The sequence below is a fragment of the Microbulbifer sp. ARAS458-1 genome, from assembly GCF_045348205.1.
GTDB lineage: Bacteria > Pseudomonadota > Gammaproteobacteria > Pseudomonadales > Cellvibrionaceae > Microbulbifer.
Genome location: NZ_CP155838.1, coordinates 265,728 through 286,272 on the forward strand (window position 1 = coordinate 265,728; position 20,545 = coordinate 286,272).

Below are 20,545 nucleotides of genomic sequence, written 5' to 3' on the forward strand. Positions count from 1 at the left end.
CACATTACACGTTACCTCCAAGAAAGGAAGCCTGTTTTTTGATCAAGCTGAAGGAGCCCCCTGCGCCGGAGCAGTAACAGCGCGCTTGCCGCTCAATTCCGCGAGCTGCTCCAGAGTTTTCCCTTTCGTTTCCGGCATCAGCTTCACGGTAAACAACAGCTGCAGCACCATCATGAAGGCAAAAAACATGAAGATCTGGCCAGGCTCAAACTGCGTCAGGAAGTAAGGCATCAGCAGAGTAATCGCCGCTGCCAGCACCCAGTGTGTACCTGTCCCCACCGATGTCCCTTTCGACCGAACCGAATTGGGGAATACTTCTGCGATAAATACCCAGATCACCGCGCCCTGGCCAATCGCATGGGAGGCAATAAAAGCAAACACAAAGAACACCACCAGCATCCCACCTGTTCCCGTGGAAAATGCCCAGGACACAACGGAAAGGGAAAGGATGTAACCCAGCGAACCAATAAACATCAGGGTTTTCCGCCCCGCCTTATCAATCAGGTAGAGCCCCGCCATGGTAAACACGAGATTAACCAGCCCCACACCAGCGGTAGACAACAGCGACGTACTCGCGTCCAGTCCTGCCAATTCAAACACCCGTGGCGCGTAGTAGATAATGAAGTTGATTCCGGAAATCTGGTTAAATGCCGCAAGCAGAAACACCAGCAGGATTGGAAACAGGTAGGTGCGAGAGAACAGGTTGTCTTTACTCGCGGTCTGCGCTTCGGCCTCGATCTCACGCACCAGTACGCTACTGTCTTTTTCGCCAAGCTCATCGAATATCACTTTGGCTTTCGCCGTTTCGCCGCGGTACAAGATCAGCCAGCGAGGGCTCTCAGGCATTCTGAAAACCATCAATAAATAGATAAGGGCCGGGATCGCCTCTACGCCCAACATGATCCGCCAATCGTGTTCACCAATACCGGACAGAAGGTAATTGGACAAAAAAGCCACCAGTATCCCGAACACAAGCTGGAACTGATAAGTCGCAACAAGGCGACCGCGACTTTCAGCCGGTGCTATCTCCGAGATATAAGCCGGCACGGCAACAGATGAGATACCCACACCTATGCCACCAATAAAACGAAGTACAGCGAAGCTATAAGGATCCGGGGCAATGGCTGAACCAAGGGCCGATACAAAATACAGAACGCCGATCAAAATCAGCGTCGCCTTTCGCCCGTATTTATCGCACGGGTAATTTCCGGCCAAGGCGCCAATCACGGTCCCCCACAGGGCCGATGACATAATGAACAAACCATGGAACAGCGGACTGGTATCCCAAACACGCTGAATGGGCTGGTCAGCACCAGAAATGACTGCGGTATCAAAACCGAACAGAAACCCTGCGACCGCTACCGTAATCGACCAAAATGTTATTTTATTCATCGCCGAATCCTTATTATAAATTTTTCAGGGCATAGATTACGCCGCGTAACTCCGCCAGTCCCTTTAGCCGTCCCACATAGGAATACCCCGGTTTAACCCCCTCCTTTTGCGCCTCATCAAGCAGCAGGTGACCGTGGTCGGGTCGCATTGGAATCTGAATTCCGTGTGCGCGCTCGGCATCAAGCAGCACCTTGATCAGGCCGACCATATCGTTATCGCCATTCAAGTGTTCAGACTCATAGAACGATCCGTCCGGCTCGCGAATCACATTGCGCAGGTGCACGAAATAAACCCGGTTCGCAAACTCATCCACCATACCGGGTAAATCGTTGTCCTCTCGTGCGCCGTATGAACCTGCGCACATGGTCAGCCCATTGGACGGGCTTGGCACCGCCTGGAGCAGTTTGCGCGCATCATCCTGGGTTGAGACAACCCGCGGGAGGCCAAAAAGACTGAAGGGGGGGTCATCAGGGTGGATACAGAGTTTGACACCATACTGCTCAGCGACCGGGATCACCGCTTCCAAGAACTGGAACAGGTTGTTGCGCATCCCTTCATTGCCGAGCTTGATGAACTCCTCAATCGCCAGCCGAATGCCTTCACGATCATAAGAGCCTTCACCGCCGGGTAAGCCCGCGATGATATTCGCCTCAAGCTGCGTCTGCTCGTACGGGCTCATTTTGTCGAGGCGAGCTTTCGCCTGTTCGATCAGTTCGGGGCGGTAGTCACTTCGAGCATTTTCACGCTGCAATATGAAAACGTCGTAAGCCACAAAGTCGGTCATTTCAAAACGCAGCGCATAGGCTTTGTTGGGAAGCTGGTAGCTGAGGTTGGTTCTTGTCCAGTCGACCACAGGCATAAAGTTGTAGCAGATCGTTTTTACTCCGGCCTTACCGGCATTGGCGATCGACTGCTTGTAGTTTTCGATATGCTGCTGGTAGTTACCGCTTCGCGTCTTGATATCGTTATGCACAGGGATACTTTCGATCACTGTCCACTCAAGACCCGCGCCCTCGATCAACGCCTTTCGCTGCTCAATAGCTTCCAGCGGCCACAGTTCACCTGCGGGAATATGGTGCAACGCCGTAACTATCCCGCTGGCTCCCGCCTGGGCGATCTTTTCCAGACTGATGGAATCATCAGGCCCAAACCAACGCCACGTCTCAATCATGTACCCACCTTACTTAACTTCCGTTTATTTTTTATTCAATTTTGGCCTTACCGGATATCCGAGATAGTAGAGTAAAGGGGTTGGCCTGGCAACAAAGGGCTCATTTTTGCCGCCCAACCGAGGCATATGGCGCCATAATGGCGAAAAAATCCACAGCAAACCCTACTTTCCCGAGGTAATCCTGCAACTTTTCTGCAACAGCTCCCGAGAGAACCCCTTAAAGAAAGGCCGTTTAGCGGCCGGTTTCCACAAAAATTTCCCAAAAGGCGCTCCACCGGCTGGTCCGGACAAACCAAAACTGGACGAAACAAAAGCAAATCTGCAAATTTTGCGAATAGGCTCACCTCCGGCATGACCAAATAGTGGTATTTTGCGCCAAATGTCCCTCGAGATGCTCATTTTCGGTTGACTATCTAGCAGTTCGCTGGGTAGCCTCCCTATCCGGTCATGCCAGATATGTAGCGGTGCGTAGTTTCAGGGCAGGCTCCAATAAACCTATAAAAGGGATAAAAATAATGAGAGAGAAACTAACCATGACGACCAAAGGGTCGCTTTCAATCCTCGCGTTGGCGGTCACATGCGGGCTTCCTTCTCTTGCGACGGCACAAACGGACCAGGACGAGCAAGGCAGCCAGGGGGCGTCATCTGAAATCGAAGAGGTCGTCGTCCAGGGGTTTCGCAAGAGCCTGAATGACTCACTAAATGCCAAACGAGACTCGACTGAGCTAAAAGACGAAATCCACTCTGAAGATATCGGCAAATTCCCCGACCTCAACCTCGCCGAAGCAATGCAGCGGGTGGCCGGCGTCGCCATTCGCAGAGATAACGGCGAAGGGGTAGAAGTGGAGCTGCGCGGACTCGGATCGCAATACACCAATACCATGCTAAATGGCCTGCCCATCGCCACCGCGTGGAATGACAACCGCGGCGCCGCCCTCGATAACTTTGCCTCAGAATTGTTTTCTCGCGTTTCCATTGAAAAAACTGCCTCGGCCAAGCAGGTAGAAGGAGGCATTTCGGGCGTTGTGAATATGCGGAATGCGCGCCCCTTCGATTTCGATGAAGGCCTCTCAATCACGACGAGCGCACAGGGCGGCTACAACACCCAGGCTGAAGAGTTTGATCCTCGCGGCACCTTCATGGTCAGCAACACATTCGACACCAATAATGGGCGTTTCGGTGTACTTGTAGGTGCGTCCTACTCTGAGCGCAGTGTTCGAATTGATGGCTGGGAAACCCAGGATTGGGGTTCGCGCGCGGCGGATACCATTCGCGGTTTTGAATTTGCCAACGGCAACCGCTCGGGTATGCAAAGTAGTACCTGGGACACTATTGCCAATGATCCCGACGACCTGATTCCGGACGACACAACAAGCGGAGAGCTGGAACAGGTAATCTTCCCCCGCCTACAGCGCACAGACTTGATCTACGGCGACCGCGAACGGTTGGGAACGGTACTTTCCCTCCAGTGGGAAGCGAACGCGGATATGGTTGCCAGTTTCGATTGGCTCCACTCTGAACTGGACGATTTACTCTACCGCGAGAATATTGACGCCGAAGTACGCAATGCAACAACGCTGGACCCAGTCAATATTGTTGCAGACTCCGCGGGTTACCTGGTCACCGGCACCCTGGAAAATGTAAATCGACGCAGTGAAAGCCGTCGCTTTTTCGATTTCCAGGAGTTCGACCAGTATGTGGGTGAGCTGAACTGGCAAGCCACAGAAAGCCTGAATCTGAATTTCAAGGCGGCGTACAACGAATCAAAGTACGAACAGCGTCATTTAACCTTTCTCTCTTCAGCAAACGGCACTACTGCCACGTTTGATTACTCGGCCAACTCGGATATTCCCAGCGTTATTTCCAGTGTCGACCTTACGGATCCGGCGAATTTTGAGTTAAGTTCCATTCGCGCCGAACCACAGGACCGGGGCACTACGAATACCAGTTTCCACTTTGATGGGGAATGGGGGGATGACAGCTCGCGCCTCGACTTTGGTATGGCCTGGGATGAGTTCACCTACTACAACATCCGCTACCGCCGCAATGCTTCCGCAGACTCATTCACCGACCAGTGGGTAAACGGCACTACACCAACTTCCGAGCAGGTCAATCACGTCCTTCCAATTAAGGACTATGCATCTGATTTCAATAACCCTGATGGGGCAGTACTCTCTTGGGTGGTCACAGACTGGGCAGCGGCGGATGCACTAACCCAGAACGGTCTCGACGCGATGCTAATGTCTGGCTGGCCCGAGGACGCCTATATTCCCGAGCTAAAAGAATCCAACCTGGCATTCTATACCCAGTACAACGGGCGCTCTCAATTGGCCGGTCGCGAGCTTCGTTTCAATACCGGCATCCGTGCCATTAAAACGGACCAGGCGACCCGTAACATTTCAAATACCGGTGCACCGGTCGCTATTGACCGTGAGTATTGGGATTACCTCCCGTCATTCAACCTCGCTTGGGATGCTCGAGAAGACGTAGTCGCGCGCCTGTCCGCTGCGCGCGCCATGACACGCCCGGATCTCGGACAGCTTGAGGGCACCACCTCAATAACCAGTGATTTTTTGGTCAGCAACGACAACCCCAGACTCTCTCCCTTCTATTCCGATCAGATCGACCTTGGTGTCGAGTGGTACTTCGCGCCCGAGTCCGTTCTGTCTCTGAATCTGTTCCACAAGCAACTTAGCGGCTTTGTAGAGCGAGATCTGGTGGAAGGACCATTCCGAGATTCCGGTATTGATATCGGCAGCCTTGATCCGGATATCTACAGAGGCCTCACTCCCGACACCACGGTGACATACTCCACATTCGTCAACTCTGACGAAACGCGGGAAATGACCGGCTATGAGTTCGCATTCCAGATGCCGTTTGATGAGCTTCTGCCCATCAACGGGTTTGGCACCATGGTGAACTACACCCACATCAATTCATCTGACATTACCTACAACACCGCACTTGGAGAACTGGTGGACTCCATTGTCGGCCTATCCCCGGATGTCGTGAACGTACTCGCATACTACGACCAGAATGACTGGGCGCTGCGCGCATCCTATAACTATCGCTCCGCGTTTACCGAATCGGGTTGCTGCCGTAACAATCAGCCGCTATTGCAAACCCGCGAAGATCGCGAGCAGGTAGATCTCACTGCGCTTTACCGCCTGAATGACAATGTATCAATCAGTCTGGAAGGGCTGAATGTGACCGGTGAAAAGCAGTACACCGCATTTGGCGACCGACTGAATCGCTGGATCAGCTCCGGCACCCAATACATGTTGAGTGTCAGAGCCAGTTTCTAAAACTGCAGCACGAGCAGTGCAATTTCAGGAATCTCACGCAGTATTCCTGAAGTTGCACTCTTCATTCTTAACGAAAAATCAGAAGCGGTATGGCGCTGGTTATAGAAAGAGAATAAAAAATGAGAGAGAAGCTACCAGTCAAAACAATGGGGTCACTGTCCCTGCTCGCGCTCGCGGTAACCTGTGGGTTGCCAGCGCTGGCGTCAGCCCAGGTCGAAGAAACCGGCCGGGCCGACGACACCATTGAAGAAGTCGAAGTCACCGGGATCCGCAGCAGTGTTTCCTCCGCACTTGAAATGAAGCGTATGGAAGTAGGCGTCGTGGATGCGATTTCTGCCGATGATATCGCCAGCTTCCCGGATGAGAACATCGCTGAATCCATTCAGCGCATTTCCGGCGTGCAAATTGAACGCTCCAACGGGCGCGGAGCACTTATCAGTATCCGCGGGTTGGGGCCGGAGTACGCCGCCACAACACTGAATGGTCAATCCTTTGCCAGCGCACAGTTCAACGGTGGATTTCGTTACGATATTGTCCAGTCGGAACTAGCTTCCGCTATTCAGGTTTACAAGACACCCAGCGCAGAGCTCGACGAAGGTGGTCTTTCCGGCACCGTTAATATCGACACCGCAAAACCACTTTCCTATAGCGGCCGAAAATTATTAATGGGTGTTGAGAGCACGTATTCAGAAGGCCGCGGCGACTTTTCTCCCAGCGCCAGCGCCACCTATATTGATCAGTTCAACGATGGCAAGCTGGGCGTACTGCTAAACGCGGGCTACCAGGAACTGGATACACGCTATGACCTGATGTTCAGCCAGCGCTTTGCCAATGTCGATGCAAATGGCGATGGTGAGCCAGACTATGACCGCAATGGCGTTCCAGTCGAGCGTACCGATCGCCCTCGCCTCCGTCGCGAGGAAGGTTTGACCGAACGTTACCTGGTTAACGGTGCGGTTCAATATCTCGCCAGCGATGACCTGGAAATCAATGTCACAGGCGTTATGGCTGTCGACGATCGTGATATTTACTTCCAGCAGCTTGTTCCATTGTTCAGCGGCGGAAGCCCGTCACCAACCATTACGAATGTGGGTAGTACTGGTGATACCGTCGACCAGATACTGGCAGAAAATATCCGCGTCGAAGCCAACCACACCAATCAGAAAGAAGAGCGTAAAAGCTACGCACTGACTACCGATGTGGAATGGCGACTGAGCGATAGAGTGACCACTTCAGGTGCCCTCCACTACACCGCGGGCGAATTTGATGTACTGGAGACAAATTCCGTTGCCGGTATCCGTACAGACATGTATGTGGATATGGATGTAAAAAATCCGGTATTTACCAGTGATGGGCTGAACCCGGTGTCCGATGCATTATCTTGGGCAACCGACAACCTGTTCCGCTATACCGGCGGTGGTAAAGAGCAGACGTTTGAAACGAATGAGTTGGCAGCACAATTCGATCTTCACTACGAATTTGATAGTGCGTTTCTTACCACTTTCAAAACCGGCGTCAAATATAGGAACCAGGCACTCAACACGGTAAACAGTGGCTTCAGTGTCAATTTCCTTAGTGAAGACTTTACTGCCGACGTGCCCAGCATCACGGACTCCCATTTTGTGGTGAAAGATTTCACCAACGGTGAGTTCTCTGGGCTTGATATGAATTACGTTCTCCCGGACATCAACGCTATCCAGAGCGCGCTGACGGGAAGTGGTTTCGATATCACACAGTCCGAACGCGACTTCCGCGAAAACGAATTTTTTGAGATTGATCGTGGAATCACCACCCTGTATGTGCAACAGGATTTTTCCACCGAACGCCTGAGGGGTAATGTAGGCCTACGGTATGCGCATACTGAACGCACGGTGGACACCGTCAACTACGACAGTGGTATTCAGGAAACCATAGGTGCGATCACCATTATCGGTGGGGATTCCGGCGAGCCTGTATCCAACACATTCAGCTATGACAACTGGCTCCCGAGTGTAAACCTTGCCTACGATATTACCGAAGATATCGTATTGCGAGGCGCAGCCGGCAAAGTATTGGTGCGCCCGATCATCGGAAGCACTGCAACCTTTGGTCGCTCGATCTCCACCGAGCGCCGGGAGGACCAGCTGCTCGTATCCGTCAATGAAGGATCCTTTGACCTGGCAGCGCTCACAGCCAATCAGTTCGATATGAGCCTCGAGTGGTATTTTGCAGATGCGGGTGTACTCAGTGTTGCCTACTTCAATAAAGACGTTAAGAACCAAGTAGTCAGCGAATCTGTGTGCCCTTCCGACTTCGCCCTGGCCGATGTTTCCCTTGATAACACCTTGAACGAGTGTGTGGATGTCGATGGCAATATTTACAACATCACCCGGAATAGAACCACGAATGGCTCATTGAAGTTAAACGGCATGGAGCTTTCGTACAGCCAGGCATTCGATTTCCTTCCAGAACCCTTCAACGGGCTGGGCGTGATTGCAAACTACACACTCCTCGACGCGGATAACCCCAATGAGGATGAACCTTTGATGGGGCACTCAGAGGATACCTACAATCTCATCGGCTACTACGAGAAAGGCGGTTTCTCTGGGCGTATTGCCTTCAACCACCGGAGCGAGTTCAGCCAGAACAATAGTGGGTTGTTCCACGGGCAAAACTACGGCCAGAGTGATACCCCTTTCTTCAGCCCCGGTCGAGAACTGGAGCCAAGAAACCAGATCGACGTCTCTATGTCCTACCAGTTTGACGATCGCTGGAAAGTGAGCCTGGAGGGAATCAATATCAATGGCGATTACGAGCGCGGCTTGCGTCTCGCAGATTCTCGCCTGCAGTCTATTGGAACCTTTGGCGCCACCTACTTTTTGGGCTTACGTTACAGTTTGTAACACTGGCAACCGGGCTCAGCCAGATGGAATTGGCTGAGCCCAAACACACTAAAGAAATGGCTGGAATATTGACCCGCAAGCCGCAGAAAAACACAGCGTCAAAACTGGGAATGCGTGTAACTGTCGAGTTAGAATGAGCGTTTTAAACAATTTGATTTACTCATGATTTCAGCAGATACAACAGAGAAGCGACTCTACATTCAGATTGCCGAAGCGCTACTGGAACCCATCAAAAAGGGGGAGCTCAAGTTCGGGCAGAAATTGCCACCTGAGCGCCTCCTGGCCGAACAGTTCAACGTAAGCCGGCCCACCATCCGTGAGGCAATGATTGCCCTGGAAGTAAGTGGCATCGTAGAGATTCGATCGAGCTCAGGGGTGTACGTAATCGGCTCCGCAGCGCGACTCGGCGAGAGCGTCAAGTCAAATATTCCGGGCCCGTTTGAGATTCTGGAAGCAAGGCTTCATCTCGAGCCCGAAGCGGCCTATTTGGCGGCGCAGCGGATCAGCATGCAGGAAGTTCATGAACTAAAGACCATGCTGAAAAGAATGAAGGATCAGGAGAAACACGATTTATCGGGAACGCTGGACATCGATCGCAACTTCCACCTTCTGATCGCGACCGCCAGCCGCAATTCCACGATGTTTGAGATGGTGGACTGGCTTTGGCAGTTGCGAGACCGTTCGAAGATCAGCTCTGTGTTTGATTCGATCGTCAGAGACCGAGGCCCGGTTACCATTATTGATGAGCATCAAAATATTGTTGATGCACTTCAGCGCCGAGACGCGACCGGCTCGAAGGAAGCTATGGCGGAGCATATTCAGCGAGTGATCAATGAATTCTCTGAATGCGCCCTGTACGACGACTAAATCGCTTCTCGAGAAGTAACTGACTGTTAATAGTCAGTGCTCTAGCCACCGCTTTAGAAAAAAAATCAGATTGATACAAAATGCGACATGATTTTTGTTTTTGGGAGAATTAATAGAACCTAGCATGAGTGGTTCACCAGTCTGGAATCTCATGCAACACGAGAATGCAATAATAATTACGGAAGCTCGTTGATGAAGAAGTCGGTTTTCAAAGCAGGTGCGCTGTTCGCGCTGATACCTTTCCTCTCCAGTTGCGGCGATCAGGCTGATTCGACCGTAGCACACACGTCCCTCCAGAAAGAGCCGGTGGAATATGTCTGGCCGTGGCTAGATTCCGCCAATTCCCGCTGGTTTTACTTCAACTCGGCAACCCGTCCATTCGGCCTCGTCAACTTGAGCCCGGATACGGAGCTGGAGGGCACCTGGGGAAGTGGGTACCGCTACAATACCCTCGAAGTGAAAGGGTTCAACCATGTACATGCATGGCAGCTTTCCGGTTTGTCAGTAATGCCCGTATCATCCCGGGAACCGCTTGAAGTACTGAAGGGTGATTATTTTAGTCCTTTCAGTCACCAGGATGAAATTGTTGCTGCCGGCTACCACAAATTATCTCTGCAACGCTTCAATATAGATGTCGAGCTGACCTCCACCACTCGCGTCGGCTTCCATCGCTATCAGTACGGTGACAACGAGCAACGTCAAGTTTTGTTGGATTTGCAGGGGAATTTTGGCCCGTCTGCTTTGAGGAAAGGATCCTTTTTTCAGGTAGATGCGAATACTTTTCAAGGGCATGTGATCAACGAACCGACCGTTCGACGACCACGGCCAACGCCTGTGTTCTTCCATATCGAATTGGATACACCTGTCAGCGGCATTAAAGAGTCTGCTGGCGAAATATTGTTGACCCTTGAGCAAGGCACAAAGCCTGTACTCATGAAAGTCGGAATTTCTTACGTAGATGAAGCCGGTGCGGCAAATAATGTACGGGCAGAATTACCCCATTGGGACTTCGATAAAACAGTGGCGGAGTCCAGACAGGAGTGGAATAGTTGGCTGTCAAAAATTTCGGTAACTGGTGGCAGCGAACAAGACAAAACACGGTTTTACACAGATCTGTTTCACGCCTTACAGGGCCGCAGAATTGTATCTGATGTAGATGGACGCTACTCCGATCAGACTTCAGAGCAACGTAAGGTTAAGCAGATTCCCCTGGATGAATCTGGCACACCCAAGTTCACCCATCATAATTCGGATTCGTTCTGGGGCGCGCAGTGGACCATCCAGACTCTCTGGCCTCTCGCCTACCCGAAAGTGGCCTCAAATTTCGTTAACTCCATGCTACTCATGTACCAGGATGGCGGCTACATTCCTCGAGGACCATCTGGCGGCAATTATACCCATGTGATGACAGGTGCCTCGTCTACGCCCTTTATCGTTAGTGCGTATATGAAGGGGATTCGAGATTTTGATATTGAGCTGGCTTATGAGGGGCTCAGGAAAAACCATCTGCCGGGCGGCACCATGGGACGCGCGGGTTACGAGCATGACAGCGCCTACTCAGGTGGTCTCGAGCATTACATTAATGACGGCTACGTGCCCTATCCGCTACCCAAAAAGAATGAGGCCTTTCATCAGGACGGTGCGGGTCAAACTCTGGAGTACGCGTTTCAAGACTGGACACTTGCTCAGCTAGCGTTGGAACTCGGCAAAACCGATGATGCCGATTATTTTGGCAAGCGCAGTAAAAACTACACCAATCTCTTCGATGTTGAGACCGGGTTTATTCGCCCACGTGATACAAGCGGAAACTGGCTGACTGACTTTGACCCCTACGACTACCGTATTGGTTTCGTTGAGTCCAATTCCTCGCAAATGACCTGGTTCGTACCCCATGATTATTCTGGGCTGAGTGAGTTGATGGGAGGAAAGGAACAAGCGGCACTGAAGCTTAACCAAGCCTTTGAAACAGCATCCGAATCTGGCTTTACTTCAGGATCATCACATGATGAGGAAGGCCTTGCTCAAAATAGACGTATTCCGATTAATTATGGAAATCAACCTTCCATTCAGACTGCATTTATTTTTAATGAACTAGGAAAGCCCCACCTCACTCAGCACTGGTCTCGTGAAGTCATCAAAGCTGTGTATTCCGATGTCTCCGAAAAGCAAGGTTTTAACGGTGACGAAGATCAGGGCCTGATGGGTTCGCTTTCGGTACTGATGAAAATTGGTTTGTTCCAGCTTGATGGAGGGACAGGAAGGGACGCCATCTATCAGATAGGGAGCCCTATTTTTGACAAGATCGAAATCAGCCTTGACGACCACTACTATCCTGGAAAGACGTTCAAAATCGAGACAATAAATAATTCTGATAGAAATCGGTACGTTCAATCGATCACACTAAACGGCGAACCTCTTGACCGTTTTTACCTGACACATGATGAAATCGTTTCCGGCGGGCTACTGCTCCTGGAGATGGGCGAAACACCCAACATTTGAGGATAATAAAATGACAACACGGCGAAATTTTCTGAAAGGGTCAGGCGCTCTTTTAGCCACCTCAGCTTTGACGATGAGTGCTTCGAGCTACTCACGTATTATCGGTGCAAATGATCGAGTCAACATTGCTCTCATGGGAGCCAGAAGTCGCGGTAAGGCCCTGCTGGATGGTTTCCTTAACAGCCCGAATTGTGCCATTACGCACATATGCGATGTAGACCGACGCGTACTCGCCTCAACCAGCGAAATGCTGGTGGGTCGCGGGCAGGTAAAGCCCACCCTCGAAGAGGATGTGCGCAAGACACTGGAAGATAAGGACCTTGATGTACTTGCCATTGCGACACCTGATCACTGGCATGCGCCAGCCTCAATCATGGCAATGCAAGCCGGCAAGCACGTCTATGTAGAGAAGCCCTGCGGTCACAACCCGGCCGAAGGGGAGATGCTTGTCGCGGCACAGAAAAAGTACAACAAGGTTGTCCAGATGGGTAACCAGCAGCGGTCGTCTAACGAAACCGCGGAGCTGATCAATTTAATCCATCAGGGCGGTCTCGGCGATATATACAAAGTCTACACCTGGTACGCGAACAACCGTAAGTCCATCGGCAGCGGGAAAGTGATAGCGCCGCAAGAGTGGCTTAACTGGGATCTCTGGCAGGGACCCGCACCGCGGCAGGATTACCATAGCAACTACGTGCACTACAACTGGCACTGGTTCTGGCACTGGGGCACTGGCGAAACCTGCAACAATGCGGCACACGAGCTGGATATCGCGCGCTGGGCACTACAGGCTGACTTCCCCGAAAAAGTCGCGGTCGATGCATCTCGTAATTTTTTCAAGGAAGATGACTGGCAGATGTACGACACCATGAACGCAGAGTTCACCTTTGCTGGCGACAAAAAAGTAATCTGGGAAGGCCACTCCTGTAACAAAGTACTTAAGTTTGGCCGTGGTCGCGGAATCCTGATCTATGGCACCAAGGGTTACGCGCTCCTTGATCGCGGTGGATACGAGATATATGACCTTGACAATACGCTCCTGAAACAGAGCAAGGTCGAGCAGAGTAATGACTCCGCAGATTTGATGGGCGGCGGCATCCTCACTCGCCAACACGTTCGTAATTTCATGGATACATTGCGCGGCGATGCCGTTCTGCAAGCATCCCCCATCGACGAAGGTCATAAGAGCACCCTCATGTGTCATTTGGCCAACCTATCCTATCGCGCCGATGAAACACTCATTTGCGATCCCAAAACCGGACGTCCCACATCGAAAACGGCCATGCAGTACTGGGGCCGTGAGTACGCACCTGGATGGGAACCAAAGGTCTGAGGTAACTGCAGTAACGAGAGATTCAGGTCATGGTGTATCAAAGTTGTTTTCATTCCATGGGAACCCGATTGCAGATGCTGTTGGTGAATGTCGATCAGATGTTCGGCGAGCACCTCCAGGCTCTGGTCAGCCGCCGGGTTCTCGAAATTGAACAAGCTATCAGCGTATACCTGCCTGACTCTCCCCTGACTCGCGCAAATGACATTCTGACGAGCCAGAACTCGGTAGAGATCGACGATGCAGAGCTGCTTCTTGCACTACACACTGCACAACAGGGTTTCGAGGCCACGAAAGGTTTTTACAACGCGTCCTGTGGCGAGTTAGTTCGACGGGTAAAGGAGGGGCGTCCTCTGGACGGCATTTATGCTCCGTCGTTTTCAGTGCAAGACGAAAACCGGCTTGTGTGTAGCCATGTAGGTTTGGGATTTGATTTTGGAGGTTTGGGTAAAGGAATTGCGCTGGACTCCGTAAGAGACATTCTCGTGGCCGAAGGCATTGAGAATGCCCTGGTCTCCTTTGGCGAGAGTTCAATATTGGGAATTGGCAGCCATCCCCATGGCGATCACTGGCCCATCGCGGTGCCAGACCCGACCGATACCTCAACGAGCCTCATTGAGATCAAGCTGCGCGATAGTGGGCTCACGTTGTCTTCCACCCTTGGCAATGGATTACAACACGGGGAAATCCGGCAGCACATTGTTAACCCGATTTCCGGCAAGGTCGTGCTAGATCCGATCACCACCGCAGTACATTGTGACTCCTTGGCCTGGGGAGAAATGCTGAGCACAGCATCACTCGTTTCCGGCTTTTCGTTTTCTACAGGCTTGATACCCGAAACGGCAGGCCTAAAACATACGCATATTTTCAAACACTTCAGCAGGGGTTTTTCAGATGTTTAACCTGTTCGAAAACCAGGATTTTCAGCGGCGACGTCGCGAGTTTTTACGCGACATATCCTTCCTCGCAGGATCGACGGCGCTCCTGTCCGCTGCACCCTGGGCGCAAGCGCTGTCCGCAGAGAGTTTCTCAGAGATCAAAAAAAATGGGCGCGCACGGCTCGCCGTGATCGGCGTCGGCTCCAGAGGGCGCGCACTGTTGCTGAATCTTCAGGCTGTCGCACACGCTGAAATTACGGCAGTGTGCGATAGCTACCAGCCGCATCTCGACCGCGCCCACGGGCTCACGCAGGGAAAAGCAGATTCCTATCTCGACTACCGGGAAATACTCGACCGAAAGGATATTGATGGGGTAGTCATTGCTACGCCACTACACCAGCATAAACACATCACTATCGACGCTCTGAACGCCGGTATGCACGTGTTTTGCGAAAAATCCATGGCGCGCACTCTGGAAGACTGCCGGGATATGGTGATTGCACAGAAGGCTACTGGTCGTATCTTACAGATAGGCCACCAGCGCCTGTTTAATCCTATTTACCTTCACGCCATGGACAAGATACGCAAGGGCGAACTGGGTGAGGTACATCAAATGCGGGCCTTCTGGCACCGCAATGGCGATTGGCGTCGTTCGCTGCCAAATAATGATGCTTCTTTTGAAAAACGCTTCAACTGGCGCCTGTATAAGGAATCATCTGCCGGTTTGATGACTGAGCTCGCAAGCCACCAGATCCAGGTAGCCAACTGGCTTTTTGGTGAAGTTCCGGCTCAGGTCATGGGCTCAGGGAGTATCTGTTTCTGGAAGGATGGTCGTGAAGTCTACGACCACGTTGCGCTAATTTACGAGTACTCAAAAGGGCGCAAACTGATTTATGACAGCCTGATCAGCAATAAAAAATATGGTCTGGAAGAGCAGGTTATGGGGCATCTTGGCACCATGGAGCTTGAGGTGAATCGCCAGTACAGCGAGAACCCAGCAACCTCCAAAAACGTTAAGCAGTTGGCTGCAGAGATAGAGCGAGGTGAATGTAAACCCATCCCTATTGGTGGCGCCACCTGGCAGCCTGAAACCGGAACTCAAGAAGTGGGCACACCCATCCTAACCGGAGAGTACGAGGATACATTGCTACAAATGGAAGCATTCGCTGCTGCGGTGCTGAAGAACGAAGCTTACCCGGGTGTACTACGAGAAGGGTATCACGCATCCATTGGCGCCCTGCTCGGAGAGAAGGCAATGGATACAGGTAAGCCCATTAAATGGCATGAACGATACATAATGCCAAAAGAAGCGGAAATAGCGACGCTATCTTTGACCTAAAACATTTTAATGTACGAGAGGAAATAATAATGAAGAAACTCAATATGCTACTGGCACTCACGATGGGTGTTTCAATGCACGCTAGCGCTACTCAATGGGAAGCGCTGTTTAACGGAGAGACCCTAGAAGGCTGGAAGCAGCTCGGCGGCAACGCGAAATATACCGTAAAGGATGGGGCCATTGTTGGAACCTCCGTTGCCAATTCACCAAATAGCTTCCTCGCGACCGAACAGACTTTTAGCAACTTTATTTTTGAAGCCGAAATCAAGATCGACAGCGGAATGAACTCTGGCCTCCAGTTCAGAAGCCAGTCACTGGAAAGCTATCATAATGGTCGCGTGCATGGTTACCAGGCTGAGATCGACACCAGTAGCCGAAAATGGAGCGGCGGGATTTACGAAGAAGGCCGCCGCGGATGGCTATATAACCTGTCGCGCAACGAAAAGTGCCAGGAAGCGTTAAACCTAGACGGCTGGAATCACTACCGGATCGAAGCTCTGGACAATCACATCCGCACCTGGGTCAACACCGTGCCCTGTGCCGACCTCCTAGACAACACTGAGGGGCTCTCAGAGGGATTTATCGCCCTGCAAGTGCACAGTATCAAGGACAAGGCCCTGGTCGGAACCCAGATCGCCATGCGCAATCCACAGATCCTCACCGAGGACCTGGTGAAAAACAGCTGGTACACACCTTCTGAGGTGCAACAAATCAACTACCAACCCAATACGCTGTCCGCGAAAGAAATACAGGAGGGCTGGAAGCTGCTTTGGGATGGGAAGACCACTAATGGCTGGAAGAGCGCCCGAGCCGACGGATTTCCTAAAAAGGGGTGGGGAATAGAGAATGGTGAACTGGTTGTCTACTCTTCTGGCGGTCAGGAATCTCGCAATGGTGGAGACATTATCACCGAAGAAGAATTCTCCGAGTTTGAGCTCGAGGTCGACTTCAAAATTACCGAAGGTGCAAATTCCGGGATCAAGTACTTTGTCGACCCCGATCTACTCAAGGGACAAGGTTCAGCAATTGGCCTGGAATTCCAGATTCTGCACGATGAAAAACATCCCGATGCCAAGAAGGGACATCAGGGCAACCGCACTATCGGTTCGCTCTACGACCTGATTCCAGCGTCCAATCTGAGTGAAGCCAATCGTACGACAAAGCGCGTCAACCCTGTAGGCAGCTGGAATCGTGCGCGAATTGTAGTGAAAGATGGAAACGTGGAGCACTGGCTCAACAACATCAAAGTCGTGGAATATCCACGAGGCAGCCAGATTTTCCGCTCGCTGGTTCAAATGAGTAAGTACGCTAAATGGAAGAACTTCGGCGAGTGGGAAAAAGGCCCTATCCTGCTCCAGGATCATGGCGATGAAGTTCACTTCCGTTCAATTAAGATCCGGGCTATTTGATAACACTCTGGTCAAGGCCCGCTGCCTCAGAATTCATTGAGGCAGCGGACCGCCGCACCGCGCTGGAACCCTCTCGATGACTATTCCCATTCTCTGCTTTGGCGAAGCACTGATCGACTTTCTCAACACGGGGAAGCAAAAAAACGGTGAACTCTCCCTCAATCAGTTCACCCAGTTCCCCGGAGGTGCCCCTGCGAATGCGGCTGTCGCCATTGCCAAACTGGGAGGCGCGGCACGCTTTGCTGGACAGATAGGAAGTGACACTTTCGGTGAGTTCCTTGTACAGGCGCTCGAGCAATATGGGGTAGATACGAGGCACACCTGCCATCACACCACTGCTCCCACCGCACTCGCGTTCGTATTTCTCGATGAGCAAGGCGAGCGCAGTTTTCTATTCCACCGGGACAATAGTGCGGACATGGTAATGGAGCCCTCTCAGATTGAGGACAACTGGTTTGCCGAGCAACCTATCCTGCACTTTTGCAGTAATACCCTGACGCATCCAGGCATTACTGAAACTACCCGTACAGTCTTACAGCGTGCGCGCACAAGAAACTGCCTGATCAGTTTCGACGTGAATCTCAGGCACAATTTATGGCCGCCAGGTAGCGCAGATAGGGACTTGATCAACCAGTTTGTGATGCAAAGCCAGCTGGTGAAGTTTTCAGTCGATGAGCTCCAGTATCTAAGTAACGGCGATAACGACGTCTATCTAAGACGCTGCATTGAGAATGGTGTGCGGGCGATTGTGGTAACGGATGGCGGCAACCCGATCAACCTTTATGCGGAAGGAGTTCACCGGGTAATCCAGGCACCGAATACCAATGTTGTCGACACCACTGGCGGCGGTGATGCCTTTATTGGTGCCGTACTCTTCGGGTTAAGCCGAAGTGATCGGTCAGCCATTGAGAAGATCGATCATTTATCCGCGCTGGTGGCATTTGCCAGCCATTGTGGCTCTATCGCCGTATCCCGCCCTGGTGCCTTCCCGGCATTTCCCTCGTTTGATGAAGTTGAGGCATTCTATCGTGGACTTCACTAGCAAAGAATTTTTACGTCACCATATACAGTCGATTCTTGATTTTTATCTGCCGCATATCCTCGACGAGAGTGGCGGTTTTTTTCAGAACTTCAAGGATGATGGTGAAGTGTTCAACCCTGGGCAGCGGCACCTGGTGTCAAGCTGCAGGATGGTATGGAATTTCTGTAAAGCCTACGAACTGTTCGGCGATCAAAAATACCAGCAGCTGGCCCAACACGGCGTTGACTACATTCGGGAAAAACATTGGGATGCATCCCGCCAGGGCTACAACTGGACGCTGCGCGAGAATCACCAGGCGGATGATCAAACCAACCACTGTTATGGCCTGGCCTTTGTCATTCTGTGCTTTTCGGCCGCGCATCAGGCGGGGGTTAGCGGCGCTCAGGAAGACATACAGCGAGCCTACCACATACTCGAAACAAGACTGTGGGATGAGCAGTTTGGACTGTACGCAGATGAAGCATCACCGGACTGGTCGAGGATTAGTGATTACCGTGGTCAGAACGCAAATATGCACTGCTGCGAAGCGCTGCTAGCCGCCTTTGAGGCGACCGGTGAGCCTAGGTATTTGGATCGTGCCTATCGTCTCGCAAAAACCGTATCAGTAAATCTCGCTGAGGAGTCCAACGGTCTGATCTGGGAGCATTTCACGAAAGACCTGCGTATTGATTGGGAATACAACAAAGACGATCCCAAAAATCTGTACCGCCCCTGGGGTTTCCAGCCAGGCCATCAGACCGAGTGGACCAAACTGCTATTAACTTTGCACCAGTACCAGCCGGAAGACTGGATGCTGGAGCGGGCAAAATTTCTGTTCGATGTCGCACTGGACGCGAGCTGGGATAGTGAACGTGGTGGTATTTACTACGGATTTTCCCCGGATGGGGCTATTTGTGACGACGAGAAATATTTCTGGGTACAGGCGGAAACATTCGCAGCCGCCGCACGCCTGCAGATACAGATCGATGATCCGCACTATAAAGACTGGTACAACAAAATCTGGCAGTACTGCTGGGATAACATGATTGATCACAAGCATGGTGCCTGGTACCGAATACTGTCTGCCGACAACAAAAAGCTTTCCGACGAGAAGTCTATTGCAGGTGGAAAGTGCGACTATCACTCGATCGGCGCGTGTTGGGACGTACTCCGGGTGCTGGATAGTTGATTACCCCAAGAACGCTAAGCGGCAGCGCTCGCGGTGCAAATACCGCGGCCCGAACTCGCAGCTTGCGCCTACGGGCCCGGGCTATTCGCTGTTCAGCCGGGCTCTATCGCCCCGGCTGCGCGCTCCATATACTCGGTGCGGGGAATAATGGCTCCGCGATGACCGATCACCCGCGCCGCGCACTGGTTGCCCGCGGCAACCGACTGGGCCGGCGTAGCGCCCTGCAGTCGGGCTGCGAGATAACCCGCATTAAACGAATCCCCGGCACCCGTGGTATCAACCACACGGCTGACCAGGGGCACGTCGATCGCGTCAAGCTCGCCGTTAACCTGCATCAGAACGGGCTCTGCTCCGCGTTTGACAATCAGCTCGCTGACGCCAGCTGCCGTGTTTCGCTGTACACACTCCTCAACACGCGTATCACCCCACAAAGCCTGTTCGTCTTCAAACGTCAGCAGTGCCATATCGGTCTGTTGCAAAAAGTCCATCACCGCAATCTTCGCGACCTCTGCAGAAGCCCACAGGCGCGGACGATAGTTGCTGTCAAAAGCAACGCGACCACCATTGGCACGGTACTCCTGCAGGAACGCCAGCAGTTCGCCACGCGCTTCCGGGCTCATGATCGCCAGGGTGATTCCGGAGAGATACAGGCAATCCATCTGACGCAGGTGCGCCTTGAGTGCTTCGCGGCGATCCGCATCCGCAAACAGCTCACGGGCCGGAGACTCCCCTCGCCAGTAGGTAAAATAGCGCTCACCATCGGCGGTGTTCTGGATCAAATACAGACCGGGATTACGCCCCGGGAGCTGAGGGATAGCGCTGGTGTCGATGCCCTCCTGCGTGAGGCAGGCAAGTACTTCCTTACTGTAGGGGTCGTCGCCCAGCAAGGTTACATAACTGACGTTGACGCCACCGCGGGCAATGTAGACCGCCGTATTGTAGGTATCCCCAGCGAAGGACTGCATAAACTGCGGCTTGCTCGCGTCTCCGCTGCCAACCGCAGATTGCGGTGCGAGCTCAACCATGACTTCTCCCAGTGCTGCCAGTTTCACTTCTCTCTCCCGTGCGCCACAGGCGCCAAATTTTTATTTATTGATGGTTGTGGACTTGTATTCTACAACCACCAACCGGATTCCAACCAGCGCAAAAATGTCTTACCAGAACGCTTGACCGGTATAACCAATTTTTGGCACCATGTTAACAATCGCTGCTCACCACAGGGTTCTGTAGCGAGCATCGAGGTTTTCTCCATCGCCTGGCGCA

The 20,545-nt window shown here is 52.2% G+C and carries 13 protein-coding genes; 10 read left to right on the forward strand and 3 right to left on the reverse strand.

The window, feature by feature from the left end:
• Positions 1–42 precede the first annotated feature (42 nt).
• Together AAFH99_RS01070 and uxuA are read right to left on the reverse strand one after the other, a co-directional pair.
• Positions 43–1,392, reverse strand: a complete 1,350-nt coding sequence (locus tag AAFH99_RS01070; RefSeq protein WP_406828419.1) for a sugar porter family MFS transporter — start codon at positions 1,390–1,392, stop codon at positions 43–45.
• A 13-nt stretch (positions 1,393–1,405) separates the two neighbouring features.
• A complete protein-coding gene (gene uxuA / locus AAFH99_RS01075) occupies positions 1,406–2,563 on the reverse strand; it encodes a mannonate dehydratase (RefSeq protein WP_406828420.1) in 1,158 nt (385 codons plus the stop codon).
• A gap of 515 nt (positions 2,564–3,078) precedes the next feature.
• On the opposite strand from uxuA, the gene AAFH99_RS01080 reads away from it, so the two are divergent.
• The 10 genes from AAFH99_RS01080 (at position 3,079) to AAFH99_RS01125 (ending at position 19,282) form a co-directional block, all read left to right on the forward strand.
• On the forward strand, positions 3,079–5,868 hold the full coding sequence (locus tag AAFH99_RS01080; protein ID WP_406828421.1) for a TonB-dependent receptor: 2,790 nt from the start codon (positions 3,079–3,081) through the stop codon (positions 5,866–5,868).
• Between the two features lie 119 nt (positions 5,869–5,987).
• Positions 5,988–8,750, forward strand: coding sequence for a TonB-dependent receptor (locus AAFH99_RS01085; protein WP_406828422.1), 2,763 nt, complete (start codon positions 5,988–5,990; stop codon positions 8,748–8,750).
• 162 nt (positions 8,751–8,912) lie between these two features.
• Positions 8,913–9,617 carry a FadR/GntR family transcriptional regulator gene (locus AAFH99_RS01090; protein ID WP_406828423.1) on the forward strand — a complete coding sequence of 235 codons (705 nt, stop codon included), beginning with the start codon at positions 8,913–8,915 and terminating at the stop codon, positions 9,615–9,617.
• A gap of 192 nt (positions 9,618–9,809) precedes the next feature.
• A complete protein-coding gene (locus tag AAFH99_RS01095) occupies positions 9,810–12,116 on the forward strand; it encodes a GH92 family glycosyl hydrolase (protein WP_406828424.1) in 2,307 nt (768 codons plus the stop codon).
• Between the two features lie 133 nt (positions 12,117–12,249).
• Positions 12,250–13,449 (forward strand): Gfo/Idh/MocA family protein, encoded by a 1,200-nt coding sequence (locus AAFH99_RS01100; protein ID WP_406828425.1) that lies wholly within the window; start codon positions 12,250–12,252, stop codon positions 13,447–13,449.
• Between the two features lie 68 nt (positions 13,450–13,517).
• Positions 13,518–14,348: an FAD:protein FMN transferase gene (locus AAFH99_RS01105; RefSeq protein ID WP_406828426.1), complete on the forward strand. Its 831-nt coding sequence runs from the start codon at positions 13,518–13,520 to the stop codon at positions 14,346–14,348.
• A complete protein-coding gene (locus tag AAFH99_RS01110; RefSeq protein ID WP_406828427.1) occupies positions 14,341–15,663 on the forward strand; it encodes a Gfo/Idh/MocA family protein in 1,323 nt (440 codons plus the stop codon). Before AAFH99_RS01105 ends, AAFH99_RS01110 begins: the two co-directional genes overlap by 8 nt.
• A 29-nt stretch (positions 15,664–15,692) precedes the next feature.
• Entirely contained in the window at positions 15,693–17,072 is a 1,380-nt protein-coding gene (locus tag AAFH99_RS01115) for a DUF1080 domain-containing protein (protein ID WP_406828428.1), read from the forward strand.
• 76 nt (positions 17,073–17,148) lie between these two features.
• Positions 17,149–18,114 carry a carbohydrate kinase family protein gene (locus AAFH99_RS01120; protein ID WP_406828429.1) on the forward strand — a complete coding sequence of 322 codons (966 nt, stop codon included), beginning with the start codon at positions 17,149–17,151 and terminating at the stop codon, positions 18,112–18,114.
• Entirely contained in the window at positions 18,101–19,282 is a 1,182-nt protein-coding gene (locus AAFH99_RS01125) for an AGE family epimerase/isomerase (protein WP_406828430.1), read from the forward strand. Before AAFH99_RS01120 ends, AAFH99_RS01125 begins: the two co-directional genes overlap by 14 nt.
• A gap of 92 nt (positions 19,283–19,374) precedes the next feature.
• Here the strand turns inward: AAFH99_RS01125 and AAFH99_RS01130 are convergent, their stop codons facing one another.
• Positions 19,375–20,334, reverse strand: coding sequence for a sugar kinase (locus tag AAFH99_RS01130; RefSeq protein ID WP_406828431.1), 960 nt, complete (start codon positions 20,332–20,334; stop codon positions 19,375–19,377).
• Between the last annotated feature and the right edge of the window lie 211 nt (positions 20,335–20,545).